The sequence below is a fragment of the Pseudomonas sp. GW821-FHT07G06 genome, from assembly GCF_058986625.1.
Genome location: NZ_JBYSVW010000010.1, coordinates 110485 through 122911, shown reverse-complemented (window position 1 = coordinate 122911; position 12427 = coordinate 110485). Strand labels below are relative to the sequence as shown.

Annotated in this window: 10 protein-coding genes; 3 read left to right on the top strand and 7 right to left on the bottom strand. The window is 61.1% G+C overall.

Going from position 1 to position 12427, the window contains the following annotated elements; all coding sequences use genetic code 11:
- Nucleotides 1–67: 67 nt before the first annotated feature.
- Nucleotides 68–886: a tRNA cyclic N6-threonylcarbamoyladenosine(37) synthase TcdA gene (gene tcdA, locus AC3WJW_RS18245; RefSeq protein WP_218476567.1), complete on the top strand. Its 819-nt coding sequence runs from the start codon at nt 68–70 to the stop codon at nt 884–886.
- 112 nt (nt 887–998) lie between these two features.
- Here tcdA and AC3WJW_RS18240 read toward each other — a convergent pair whose 3' ends face one another.
- From AC3WJW_RS18240 to AC3WJW_RS18225, 4 genes are all read right to left on the bottom strand, one after another.
- A complete protein-coding gene (locus tag AC3WJW_RS18240) occupies nt 999–1403 on the bottom strand; it encodes a SufE family protein (protein WP_493726880.1) in 405 nt (134 codons plus the stop codon).
- Nucleotides 1400–2605, bottom strand: coding sequence for an aminotransferase class V-fold PLP-dependent enzyme (locus tag AC3WJW_RS18235; RefSeq protein ID WP_493726879.1), 1206 nt, complete (start codon nt 2603–2605; stop codon nt 1400–1402). The genes AC3WJW_RS18240 and AC3WJW_RS18235 overlap by 4 nt, the downstream gene beginning before the upstream one ends.
- A gap of 145 nt (nt 2606–2750) precedes the next feature.
- Complete coding sequence (gene dapD, locus AC3WJW_RS18230; protein WP_493726878.1) at nt 2751–3785, bottom strand: 2,3,4,5-tetrahydropyridine-2,6-dicarboxylate N-succinyltransferase; 1035 nt, start codon at nt 3783–3785, stop codon at nt 2751–2753.
- Between the two features lie 32 nt (nt 3786–3817).
- Nucleotides 3818–4180 carry an ArsC family reductase gene (locus AC3WJW_RS18225; protein ID WP_095965033.1) on the bottom strand — a complete coding sequence of 121 codons (363 nt, stop codon included), beginning with the start codon at nt 4178–4180 and terminating at the stop codon, nt 3818–3820.
- Between the two features lie 317 nt (nt 4181–4497).
- Between AC3WJW_RS18225 and AC3WJW_RS18220 the strand changes: the two genes are divergently transcribed.
- Complete coding sequence (locus tag AC3WJW_RS18220) at nt 4498–6129, top strand: Na+/H+ antiporter (protein WP_493726877.1); 1632 nt, start codon at nt 4498–4500, stop codon at nt 6127–6129.
- Between the two features lie 95 nt (nt 6130–6224).
- Here AC3WJW_RS18220 and dapC read toward each other — a convergent pair whose 3' ends face one another.
- The 3 genes from dapC to map form a co-directional block, all read right to left on the bottom strand.
- The gene (dapC, locus tag AC3WJW_RS18215) at nt 6225–7424 is read right to left on the bottom strand and encodes a succinyldiaminopimelate transaminase (protein WP_102699383.1); all 1200 of its coding nucleotides are present in this window, start codon (nt 7422–7424) and stop codon (nt 6225–6227) included.
- A 196-nt stretch (nt 7425–7620) separates the two neighbouring features.
- Nucleotides 7621–10323: a [protein-PII] uridylyltransferase gene (locus tag AC3WJW_RS18210; protein ID WP_493726876.1), complete on the bottom strand. Its 2703-nt coding sequence runs from the start codon at nt 10321–10323 to the stop codon at nt 7621–7623.
- A 41-nt stretch (nt 10324–10364) separates the two neighbouring features.
- On the bottom strand, nt 10365–11147 hold the full coding sequence (map, locus tag AC3WJW_RS18205) for a type I methionyl aminopeptidase (RefSeq protein ID WP_007978392.1): 783 nt from the start codon (nt 11145–11147) through the stop codon (nt 10365–10367).
- A gap of 371 nt (nt 11148–11518) precedes the next feature.
- Between map and rpsB the strand changes: the two genes are divergently transcribed.
- The gene (gene rpsB / locus AC3WJW_RS18200; protein WP_007978390.1) at nt 11519–12256 is read left to right on the top strand and encodes a 30S ribosomal protein S2; all 738 of its coding nucleotides are present in this window, start codon (nt 11519–11521) and stop codon (nt 12254–12256) included.
- Nucleotides 12257–12427 lie beyond the last annotated feature (171 nt).

The following is a 12427-nucleotide window of genomic DNA, read 5'->3' as shown; positions in this document are numbered from 1 at the left end:
TTTCTATTTTTCCTGTAACTGATTTTGTCTTCATATCGCCATATAATGCCCGCCGGTTTTTGGGGTAATGGTCATGAGTACTGAAGATCCGCGTTTTGCCGGCATTGCCCGTTTGTATGGCATCGAAGGCCTTGAGCGCCTGCGCGCAGCCCATGTGGCGATTGTCGGCGTTGGTGGTGTCGGTTCCTGGGCGGCGGAAGCCATGGCCCGTTGTGGCGTGGGCGAGATTTCGCTGTTCGATCTGGACGACGTCTGCGTCAGCAACGCCAACCGTCAGTTGCACGCGCTGGACAGTACCGTCGGCAAACCCAAGGTCGAGGTGATGGCCGAGCGTCTGCGCGGGATCAACCCGGACTGCACGGTGCACGCGGTGCCGGACTTCGTCACCCGCGACACCATGGCCGAGTACATCACGCCGAACATCGACTGCGTGATCGACTGCATCGACAGCGTCAACGCCAAGGCTGCGCTGATCGCCTGGTGCAAGCGTCGCAAGATCCAGATCATCACGACCGGCGGTGCGGGAGGGCAGATCGACCCGACCTTGATTCAGGTCTGCGACCTGAACCGCACATTCAATGACCCATTAGCTTCGAAAGTGCGCTCTACGCTGCGCCGCGACTACGGTTTCTCACGCACCGTGACCCGCCATTACAGCGTGCCGTGCGTGTTTTCCACCGAGCAGCTGCGTTATCCGAAACCGGACGGCAGCATTTGCCTGCAGAAGAGTTTTGTCGGTGATGGCGTGAAGCTCGACTGTGCCGGCGGGTTTGGCGCGGTGATGATGGTGACAGCGACCTTCGGCATGGTCGCGGCGACCAAGGCTGTGGACAAGATCGTGGCCGGTGTGCGGCGCCCGGCGGAACGCATCAAGCCCCAAGCCTGAGCTCGACATCTGTAGGAGCTGCCGCAGGCTGCGATCTTTTGACCTTGTTTTTAAAACGGCAAAGTCAAAAGATTGCAGCCTGCGGCAGCTCCTACAGGGTGTTTGTGGGTGATCAGGCGGCCAGCTCGCGCATCCGCTGCAGCACCGCATTCAAGCCATTGCTGCGGGATTCGGACAATTGCCGCCCCAATCCCAACTGATTGAACCAGTCCGGCAAATCCACCTGCTGCAATTCAGCCGCCGACAAGCCGTTGACCCGCGCCAGCAGCAACGCCACCAACCCGCGAATCAACCGCGCATCGCTGTTGGCGCTGAACTGCCAATGGCCGTCGCGCAATTCGCCCACCAGCCACACCTGGCTTTCACAACCGTGCACCCGGTTGGCGTCGCACATTTGCGCGTCGCTCAAGGCAGGCAGGCGCTCGCCCCATTGCATCAGCAGGCGTGCGCGTTGTTCCCAGCCGGCGGCTTTGCCAAAGGTATCGAGTGCGGTCACGGCATCGGCAGGCAGGTTCATCGCAGCAGCTCCAGCGCCTGATCCAGGGCTTGAAAAAACCGTTCCAGGTCTTCGGAGTCGTTGTACAGCGCCAACGACACCCGAATCGCCCCCGCCAGTTCAAAGCGTTTGAACAGCGGCATGGCGCAGTGATGGCCAGCGCGCACCGCAATCCCTTGCTCAGTCAGCAAATGCGCCAGGTCGGCGTTATGTACACCCTCGACGGTAAAACTGGCCAGTGCCACTTGCGGCTTGCCCAGCAAGCGGATGCCGTGACGTGCCTCCAGACCCTTGAGCAGACAGGCATGCAGCGCCGTTTCATGGGCGGACACAGCGTCCTGATCGAGCCCGGCGAGGTAATCCAGGGTCGCTCCCAGGCCGATCACACTGGCAATCGGCGGCGTCCCGGCCTCGAAGCCCAGGGGGGCCGGGCGAAAGCGGGCGTCGTGATAATTGGCATCGAGCACCATTTCACCGCCGAACTGCCAGGGACGCAGCTGTTGCAGCGCGGTAGTGCGTCCGAACAGCACGCCCAGGCCATCGGGACCGTAGAGCTTGTGGCTGGAGAACACATAAAAATCGCAGCCCAATGCTTGCACGTCGTGGCGGCCATGGACCACGCCCTGGGCGCCATCGATCACGGTCAGGGCGTTGTGCGCCTTGGCCAGTGCCAGCAATTGAGCCAGCGGTTGCCATGCGCCAATCACGTTGGACAGTTGACTGACGGCCAACAGACGCGTGCGCGGGCCGATCAAACCGGCGGCGGCTTCAAGGTCGATCACGCCGTCGGCGTCCAGCGGCAGGATCACCAGCTTCAGCTCGCGACGGTGCGCCAGTTGCTGCCACGGCAAAAGGTTGGCGTGATGCTCCAGGGCGCTGATGACAATTTCGTCGCCCGGATTGAAAAGATGTTCCAGGCCATAAGCCAGGAGATTCAGCGCGGACGTCGCGCCGTGGGTAAAGATGATCTGCCCGCAATCGCCGGCATTGAGCCATTGCGCGGCTTTGCGACGGCTGTCCTCGAACGCCTGGGTGGCGTGGGCGCCGGGCAAGTGTTGCGCCCGATGCACGTTGGCCGCGCCGTTGGCGTAGTAGTGCGCCAGGGCGTCCAGCAGGGCTTGAGGTTTTTGCGTGGTGGCGGCGTTGTCCAGATAGGTCTGGCCTTGCCGCTGCAGGGCGGCGATGGCCGGAAAATCGGCGCGCCAGGGAGAGAGAATCATCATGTTGTTCAGCCCTGGTTTACATGGGCGGGGGGAACGCCTGACGTTGTAGGAGCTGCCGAAGGCTGCGATCTTTTGACTTTGATTTAAAAAACAAGATCAAAAGATCGCAGCCTTCGGCAGCTCCTACAGGGTCATCGTGTGATGCTTAGTTGTGAGCGTGCAGCGCTTCGTTCAACTCGATGGCCGATTTGTGGGTTTTGCATTCCACGGCACCGGTTTCCGAATTGCGACGGAACAGCAGGTCCGGCTGGCCGGCCAGTTCACGGGCCTTGACCACTTTGACCAGTTGATTGTTCTCGTCCAACAGCGCGACCTTGGTACCGGCGGTCACGTACAGGCCCGACTCGACGGTGTTGCGGTCGCCCAACGGGATACCGATACCGGCGTTGGCGCCGATCAGGCAGCCTTCGCCGACCTTGATCACGATGTTGCCGCCGCCCGACAGGGTGCCCATGGTCGAGCAGCCGCCGCCCAGGTCCGAACCCTTGCCGACGAATACGCCGGCGGATACGCGGCCTTCGATCATGCCCGGGCCTTCGGTGCCGGCGTTGAAGTTGATGAAACCTTCGTGCATCACGGTGGTGCCTTCGCCCACGTAGGCGCCCAGGCGCAGACGCGCAGCGTCAGCGATACGCACGCCAGCCGGAACCACGTAGTCGGTCATTTTCGGGAACTTGTCCACCGAGAACACTTCCAGCAGCTCGCCACGGAGGCGGGCTTCAAGTTGCAGCTCGGCCAGTTCGCTCAGGTCGACAGCGCCCTGGCTGGTCCAGGCCACGTTCGGCAGCAGCGGGAAGATCCCGGCCAGGTTCAGGCCGTGAGGCTTGACCAGGCGATGGCTCAGCAGGTGCAGCTTGAGGTACGCCTCCGGGGTGGACGACAGCTGGGCGTCTTCAGCCAGCAGGGTCGCGACCAGCGGCTTGTGGCTCTCGGCCAGACGGGTCAGCAGGGCTGCCTGGGCAGCGTCGACGCCTTTGAGGGCTTCGGCCAGTTGCGAGGCCTGGGCGGTGCTGAATGCGATGGCCTGATTGCCTTCGGTGTAGCCCAGGATCGGTGCAATAGCGGCGACGACTTCAGCCGCTGGCTTGAGAACCGGGGCGGCGTAGAACACTTCCAGCCATGCGCCTTGACGGTTTTGAGTGCCGACGCCGAAGGCCAGGCTGAACAGGGTAGTGGACATGTGAATACCTCTAACAAAATTGAACGGGCTGCTTACTTGAGCGCGGCCGCGTAGATATCTGGCTTGAAGCCAATCAGGGTTCGGTCACCGAGATCGAGCACCGGGCGCTTGATCATCGAGGGTTGTGCGAGCATCAGTTCGATGGCTTTCGTCTGGTCGAGATCGGCTTTGCGTTCGTCGTCGAGCTTGCGAAAGGTCGTGCCGGCACGGTTCAACACCACTTCCCAGCCGTGCTCGCTGCACCATTGGGTCAGGTGTTCACGGTCGATACCGACCGCTTTGTAATCATGAAAGTCATAGCTGACAGCGTGTTCATCGAGCCAGGTGCGCGCCTTTTTCATGGTGTCGCAGGCTTTGATGCCGAAAAGGTGCAACGTTTTGCTTGAAGCGGTCAAGGAATTGCCCCCTTTGCAGGTGCTGGAAATAAAAGGTGGAGGATTATGCCATGGCCGGACGGTTTCGCGGCGGCTGTGGTCGGGTTTGTATTGGTGTCATGCCGTAAATCCCTCGTAGGAGCGAGCCTGCTCGCGATGAACCCGAGAGCGCCGCGGGGTATCAGGCAGCCGGCGTAATCGTTAACGACCATCGCGAGCAGGCTCGCTTCTACAGTAGGGCGGTATTCCGGCGTGCGACATTGGTGCAAGGGCCCCCAGGCAGTCTAAGCAGCTAATATGGCACTTCCATGCTGTCGATTGTCCGGGAACCACGTTTTATGCAAACCGCCTACACCGTCCTGATCCTGTTGATGCTGGTCGGCGTTTCGCGCCTGATCGGACGGGTGATCCCGCTGCCGTTGCCGCTGGTGCAAATCGCCGCGGGGGCATTGCTTGCATGGCCGACCCTGGGGCTGCATGTGGCCCTGGATCCCGAGTTGTTCCTGTTTCTGTTCCTGCCACCGCTGTTGTTCTCCGACGGCTGGCGCATGCCCAAGCGCGAATTCTGGCACCTGCGCGGACCGATCCTGACCCTGGCGGTGGGCCTGGTGTTGTTTACCGTGGTGGGTGCCGGCTATTTCATTCATTGGCTGCTGCCAAGTGTGCCGTTGCCGGTGGCGTTTGCCCTGGCGGCCGTGCTGTCGCCGACGGATGCGGTGGCGGTGTCGGCCATCTCCCGCAATCGGCTGCCCACGCCATTGATGCATATCTTGCAGGGTGAGGCGCTGATGAACGACGCCTCGGGCCTGGTGACGTTCAAATTTGCCTTGGTGGCGGCGGTGACCGGCGTGTTCTCGCTGGCCAACGCCAGCCTGACGTTCGTGCTGGTCGCCGTCGGCGGGCTGGCTGTCGGGGTGGCCTTGAGCTGGCTGGTTGGCCGTCTGCGGGCGTGGATGATCGCGCGCGGCTGGGATGACCCCGCGACGCATGTGGTGTTCATGTTGTTGCTGCCGTTTGCGGCCTACGTGCTGGCCGAGCGCATGGAGGTGTCGGGCATCCTCTCGGCGGTGGCGGCGGGGATGATGCAGAGCTGGCTCGATCTGCTGCCGCGCCAGACCAACACGCGCCTGCTCAATCGCAGTGTCTGGTCATTGCTGGAGTTCGCCTTTAACGGCTTGATTTTCCTGCTGTTGGGCCTGCAGTTGCCGGACATCATCAAGGCAGTGGCCAATCACGAAACCTCGCTATGGCCGACGTTGTTGTATCGCGGGCTGGACGTAGTGGCGATTTTCCTGGTGCTGCTGGTTTTGCGGTTCGTCTGGGTGCAAAGCATCTGGCGGCTGTCCATTTTTGTGCGGCGCTGGCGTGGCAAGGCTGAGATAACCCGGGTGCCGAGCGCGCGTTCCTGCTGGTTGCTGACCGTCGGCGGCGTACGCGGGGCCGTGACGCTGGCGGGTGTGATGTCGGTGCCGATGCTCATGGGGGACAGTGCGTTTCCCGAGCGCGATCTGCTGATATTCATCGCCGCCGGGGTGATTCTGCTGTCGTTGATTGCGGCCTGCATCGCGCTGCCACTGTTGTTGCGCGGCATCGAAGCCAGCCCGGACGACAAGCGCCGCAACGAAGTGCGCGACGCCTGGCGCAAGACCGCCGAAGCGGCCATTCATGCGCTTGAGACAGAAGAGGTGAACCCGCAGGACGCCGCCCAGTCCGCGCTGGCGGCCGAACTCAAGGCGCGGATCATGTCCGAGTACCGACACCAGTTGGAGGTGTTCAACGATTCAGCCGAAGCCCAGGCCCTGGCCTTTCAGATGGACTTGCTGGAACGGCGCTTGCGCTTGAAGGCGCTGCGGACGCAGCGCCTGGAGCTGTACAGGCTCAGTCGTCAGCACCAGATTGGCGATGACGTGTTGCGTGAGGTGTTGGGGGAGCTGGATCTGAGTGAGGCGAAACTGGGCCAGGTGAAATAACCGCTGACCCTTGTAGGAGCTGCCGCAGGCTGCGATCTTTTGATCTTGAAAATCAAAAGATCGCAGCCTGCGGCAGCTCCTACAAAGCGGGGGTGTTACTTGCGGCGCTGGATGAAGTCGCGAATGCGTTCGGCAGCCTCGACACACTCTGCCAACGGCGCAACCAGCGCCATGCGCACGCGCCCGGCGCCTGGATTGACGCCATCGACATCCCGCGACAGGTAAGAACCCGGCACCACGGTCACGTGCTCCTGCTCGAACAGGTCGCGGCAGAACGCTGCGTCGTCACCGGCCACATTCGGCCACAGGTAGAAACTGCCATCCGGGCGCTGTACGTCCAGCACCGGGCTGAGGATTTCCAGTACCGCATCGAACTTCTCGCGATACAACGCACGGTTGGCGCGCACATGCACTTCGTCATTCCATGCAGCAACGCTGGCCAGTTGGGTTTGAACCGGCATCGCGCAGCCGTGGTAGGTGCGGTAAAGCAGGAAGCCTTTGAGAATGTCGGCGTCACCGGCGACAAAACCCGAACGCAGGCCTGGCAGGTTCGAACGCTTGGACAGGCTGTGGAACACCACGCAGCGCTTGAAGTCCTTGCGGCCCAGTTCTGCGCAGGCGCTGAGCAGGCCTGGCGGCGGCGTTTGTTCGTCGAAGTAGAGTTCGCTGTAGCACTCGTCCGCGGCAATCACGAAGTCGTGCTCATCGGCCAGGGCGATCAGCTTTTTCAGGGTTTCAACCGGAATCAGTGCGCCGGTCGGGTTGCCTGGCGAGCACAGGAACAGGATCTGGCAGCGTTTCCAGATGTCCGGCGAAACGGCATCGAAATCCGGGTTGAAACCGTTTTCGTCCAGGCACGGCAGGTAATGCGGCTTGGCCCCGGCGAGGAACGCAGCGCCTTCGTAGATCTGATAGAACGGGTTCGGGCTGACCACCAGCGCATCGTCGCCACGATTGACCACGGTCTGGGTGAAGGCGAACAGCGCTTCGCGGGTGCCGTTGACCGGCAGCACATTGCGCGCCGGGTCGATCCAGCCTTTGGGGACATCGAAGCGACGTTCGCACCAGGCGGCGATGGCTTCGCGCAGGGCCGGGATGCCGAGGGTGGTCGGGTATACGGCCATCTGATCGAGATTGCTGGCCAGCGCTTCGGCGACGAAGCTCGGCGAGCGGTGTTTAGGCTCGCCAATGGACAGCGCAATAGGGCGCTTGTCCGGGTTGGGCGTGACGCTGCCGAGCAAGGCGCGGAGCTTTTCGAACGGGTAAGGCTGGAGCTGGGACAGAGCGTTGTTCATGAGGGCCTCATTCAATGTGGGAGCCGATCAGTGTGGCGAGGGGGCTTGCCCCCGTTCGGCTGCAAAGCAGTCGTAAAACCATCGTGTGCGGTGTACCTGATACACCGCGGTTGCAGGTTTTAGGTCCGCTTCGCGGCCCAACGGGGGCAAGCCCCCTCGCCACACAAGCGCATTCCCACAGGGGGGATCTGTTAATTCAAATGCTGATGCGCGACAGTTTGATATCGGGTTCCTGGTTGACGCTCAGTTGTTCGACGATCGCATCCTGCAGGCGGCTGCACAGCATCGGGTCGGACAGCGGCTGATTGTGGGCGTCGGTGATGAAGAACACGTCTTCCACGCGCTCGCCGAGGGTGGCGATCTTGGCGTTTTGCAGCGACAGGTCGAACTCCAGGAAAATCGTGCCGATCCGTGCCAGCAGGCCCGGGCGGTCGGGTGCCGTGAGCTCCAGCACCGTCACCGGCCGCTGGGCGTCGTTGTGGATCGTCACCTGTGGTGCAAAGGCGAAATGCTTGAGCTGGCGCGGTACCCGGCGCTGGATGATGGTCGGGTAGTCGTCCGGGTTGCGCAGGGCCTCGGTCAGGCCGTCGCGGATCTGTTTGACCCGTGCCGGGTTGTCGCCGATCGAGTCGCCGTCGGTGTCGAGCACGATGTAGGTGTCGAGGGTGAACTGGCTGCTGGAGGTGATGACCCGGGCGTCATGGATGTTCAGGTTGAGCTGGTCCATCGCGGCCACGGTCACGGCGAAGAAGTCGTGCTGGTCGGGGGCGTAGATGAAAATCTGGGTCCCGCCTTCGAACTCGCGCTGGGTGGTCTCCTTGATCAGTACCAGTGGCCCGCCATCGGCCGGTTGCTGGAGGATCGCGTCGCTGTGCCAGGCCACATCGCCGGCGGTATGGCGCAGGAAATAGTCATCACCCAACTGCGCCCACAGCTGCTCGACATCGTCCGGGTCGGTGCCGCCGCGTACCAGAATGTCCAGGGCGGCGCTCTGGGTCTGGCGGATCTGCTCTTCGCGATCCACCGGATTCTCCAGGCCACGACGCAGGGCGCGCTTGGTTTCGGTGTAGAGCTGGCGCAGCAGGCTGGCGCGCCAGGAATTCCACAGTGTCGGGTTGGTGGCGTTGATGTCGGCGACGGTCAGCACATACAGGTAGTCAAGGCGGGTTTCGTCGCCGACGATCTGTGCGAAGTCGTGGATCACCTGCGGGTCGGACAGGTCCTTGCGCTGGGCGGTGGTCGACATCACCAGATGGTTTTGCACCAGCCACACGATCAGGCGGCTGTCCCACACTGGCAGCTGATGGCGCTGGCAAAACGCCTCGGCGTCGACCGCGCCGATGTCCGAGTGGTCGCCATGCCGGCCTTTGCCGATGTCGTGGTACAGGCCGGCCATGTAGATCAGCTCGGGTTTGGGCAGCTTGCCCATGAGCTTGCTGGCCAGCGGGAATTTTTCCGACACCTGGGTGTACTGCAACTTACGCAGGTGCTTGATCAGGTTCAGGGTATGGGCATCGACCGTATAGATGTGGAACAGGTCATGCTGCATCTGCCCGACGATAAAGCCGAATTCGGGCAGATAACGACCCAGGATGCCGTAGCGGTTCATCCGTCGCAGGTTGCGGTGGATGCCGATCTTGCACTTGAACAGCTCGATAAACAGGCTGGTGTTGCGAATATCGTTGCGGAAGTCGTCGTCGATCAGGTGACGGCTTTCCCGCAGCATACGAATGGTGTCCGCGCGCACACCCTTGATTTCCGGCTGCTGGGCCATCAATACGAAAATTTCCAGCATGGCGAACGGCGTGCGGCGGAAAACGTTGTGGTTGCGTGCTTCGATATAGCCATCATGCAGCTGGAAGCGCGAGTTGATCGGCTGCGGGGGGGCTTCGTCTTCCGGTGCGAGGATGACTTCCTCGAAGTGCTGGATGATCAGGTCGCTGAGCTGGGCGATGCTCATCACCACCCGATAATACTGCTGCATGAAATTTTCGATGGCTTGCTTGGCGTCGTCGCCTTTGAAGCCCAGCAGCCCGGCGATGGTGCGCTGGTGATCGAGCAGCAGGCGGTCTTCGGCGCGACCGGCGAGCATGTGCAGGGCATAACGAACTTTCCACAGGAATTCCTGGGAAGAGGCCAGCAGGGCGTTTTCACTTTCGACCAGGAAACCTTCGCCGGCCAGTGCCCGCAGGTTCAGGGTGCCGTACTCGCGACGGGCCACCCACAGAATCGTCTGGATATCCCGCAGGCCGCCGGGCGAGCCCTTGACGTTGGGTTCCAGGTTGTATTCGGTGTCGTTGTACTTGTGGTGGCGAGCCTTTTGTTCGGCACGCTTGGCCAGGAAGAAGTCCTTGCTCGGCCACATGTGCCCGGTGCTGGTGACGTCCAGCATGCGCTGGCGCAAACGCTCGGGGCCGGCGATGGTGCGGCTTTCCATCAGGTTGGTGACGACCGTCAGGTCGGCGCGGGCCTCGACGGCGCACTCTTCGACCGAGCGCACGCTCTGACCGACCTCCAGGCCGATGTCCCACAACAGTGTCAGGAAGCGCTCGATGGAATCGCGGAAAACTTCGTGGTCCGCGCTGTCCAGCAGGATCAGCAAATCGATGTCGGAATAAGGGTGCAATTCACCGCGGCCGTAGCCACCGACCGCGACCAGCGCGATGTCGGCGTCCTCGCTCCAGCTGAACTGCTCCCAGGCCTTTTGCAGGATGTTGTCGACGAACCAGGCGCGATCCTCGATCAGCCGGCGAATGTCCCGGCCATTGCGAAAGCGTGCGTCGAGCACTTCGCGGGCCTGGCGGATCGCCTTCTTGAAGGCCGCGATCGGGCTTGCCTTCAGGGCCAGTTCAGCCTGGAACTGGCCACGGTCGAAGAGTTCGGGATCCACCTGCGGCATCGATTGGCTTTCCTTTCTATAGGCGAAATACGCTGGCGAGATCAGGCCGAAACGCGAGGGATGGTGTCATCGCTGCGCAGGGTGAAGATCTCGTAACCGGTTTCGGTCACCAGCAGGGTGTGTTCCCACTGTGCCGAGAGCTTGCGGTCCTTGGTGATCGCGGTCCAGCCGTCGCCCAGAACCTTGGTGTCGGCTTTGCCCTGGTTGATCATCGGCTCGATGGTGAAGGTCATGCCGGCCTTGAGTTCCATGCCGGTGCCGGCGCGGCCGTAGTGCAGGATCTGCGGCTCTTCGTGGAACACCTTGCCGATACCGTGACCGCAGAATTCGCGAACCACCGAGAATCCGTTCTTTTCAGCATGCTTCTGGATGATTTCGCCGATGTCGCCCAGGCGGCAGCCGGGTTTGACGATTTCAATCGCCTTGTACATGCATTCCTGGGTCACCTGGGACAGGCGCTCGGCCCAGACCGGCACGCTGCCGACGTGGAACATGCGGCTGGTGTCGCCGTGGTAGCCGTCCTTGATGACGGTGACGTCGATGTTCAGGGTATCGCCGTCTTTCAGCGGCTTGTCGTTCGGGATGCCGTGGCAGACCACATGGTTGATCGACGTGCAGATCGACTTTGGATAGCCCTTGTAGTTGAGCGGGGCAGGGATGGCTTTCTGCTCATTGACGATGTAGTCGTGGCAGATCTGGTTCAATTGATCGGTGGTAACGCCCGGCTTGACATGTTCGGCAATCATTTCCAGCACATCGGCGGCCAGTTTGCCGGCGATACGCATTTTGGCGATATCCTCGGGCGTTTTGAGGGTGACGGTCATACAGGCTCTCTCTGCGCCAGGCGGCGCTTTCTGAACGGAAAGGGCATTGCGCGATGGGTCTTCGCAGCCCTGAAAAATACGATTCTACCAGACGATCAGCGCAAATCTGCGCCTGTGTGCATCGCTTCTCTCTATAGAATGGTGCATTCTTGGAGGATTCCAAGGGATGGCGCAAAGCGCTCGCCAGGATTTCAGAATCCGGGTTCCGTTTTGCCCTGCCTTGTGATATAAAATGCGCCGCTTTCCGGGGATGTCCCGAAAAGCCTAAATCCACACACGTGTCGACACGATGACCTGGGTGCCTTCAGCTGATGCTGCTGGTTGGTCATTGGGATACGTGGAGGCCAAACCCGACTTATTAAGGAACTATCATGTCCCAAGTCAACATGCGCGATATGCTGAAGGCCGGTGTGCACTTCGGTCACCAGACCCGTTACTGGAACCCGAAAATGGGCAAGTACATTTTCGGCGCGCGTAACAAGATCCACATCATCAACCTTGAAAAAACCCTGCCAATGTTCAACGAAGCTCTGACTTTCGTAGAGCGTCTGGCCCAGGGCAAAAACAAGATTCTGTTCGTCGGCACCAAGCGTTCCGCTGGCAAGATCGTTGCTGAAGAAGCAGCACGTTGCGGTTCGCCGTACGTCGATCACCGCTGGTTGGGCGGCATGCTGACCAACTTCAAAACCATCCGTGCTTCCATCAAGCGTCTGCGTGACCTTGAAGTTCAAGCCGAAGACGGTACTTTCGCCAAGCTGACCAAGAAAGAAGCGCTGATGCGCACTCGTGACCTGGAAAAGCTGGATCGTTCCCTGGGTGGTATCAAGGACATGGGCGGTCTGCCAGACGCTCTGTTCGTTATCGACGTTGATCACGAGCGCATCGCGATCACCGAAGCCAACAAGCTGGGCATCCCGGTTATCGGCGTAGTCGATACCAACAGCAGCCCGGAAGGCGTTGACTACATCATCCCAGGCAACGATGACGCAATCCGCGCTATCCAGTTGTACATGGGTTCGATGGCTGACGCCGTGATCCGTGGCCGCAACAACGTTGCCGGCGGCACCGAAGTTTTCGTTGAAGAAGCTCCGGTAGCAGCAGCTGAGTAATTGACGCCTTGGCGTTGACTCAGTAAGCAAAAAGGGGGCTTGGCCCCCTTTTTGCCACCTCGAAAACCATTTGTCGGCGCCCACTGCTCTATCTGTAACGTGCGGCAGCTAACAAGGGTGGTTCGGGAAGAATTGATCGCCCGTTCGATCGGGTGGAATGGTTGAAAACCT

Bases quoted from the DNA above. Each gene is read 5' to 3' on its own strand.
- tcdA (WP_218476567.1), top strand. From the start codon at position 68: ATGGTCATGAGTACTGAAGATCCGCGTTTTGCCGGCATTGCCCGTTTG.
- AC3WJW_RS18240 (WP_493726880.1), bottom strand. From the start codon at position 1,403: ATGAACCTGCCTGCCGATGCCGTGACCGCACTCGATACCTTTGGCAAA.
- AC3WJW_RS18235 (WP_493726879.1), bottom strand. From the start codon at position 2,605: ATGATGATTCTCTCTCCCTGGCGCGCCGATTTTCCGGCCATCGCCGCC.
- dapD (WP_493726878.1), bottom strand. From the start codon at position 3,785: ATGTCCACTACCCTGTTCAGCCTGGCCTTCGGCGTCGGCACTCAAAAC.
- AC3WJW_RS18220 (WP_493726877.1), top strand. From the start codon at position 4,498: ATGCAAACCGCCTACACCGTCCTGATCCTGTTGATGCTGGTCGGCGTT.
- dapC (WP_102699383.1), bottom strand. From the start codon at position 7,424: ATGAACAACGCTCTGTCCCAGCTCCAGCCTTACCCGTTCGAAAAGCTC.
- AC3WJW_RS18210 (WP_493726876.1), bottom strand. From the start codon at position 10,323: ATGCCGCAGGTGGATCCCGAACTCTTCGACCGTGGCCAGTTCCAGGCT.
- map (WP_007978392.1), bottom strand. From the start codon at position 11,147: ATGACCGTCACCCTCAAAACGCCCGAGGATATCGCCAAAATGCGTATC.
- rpsB (WP_007978390.1), top strand. From the start codon at position 11,519: ATGTCCCAAGTCAACATGCGCGATATGCTGAAGGCCGGTGTGCACTTC.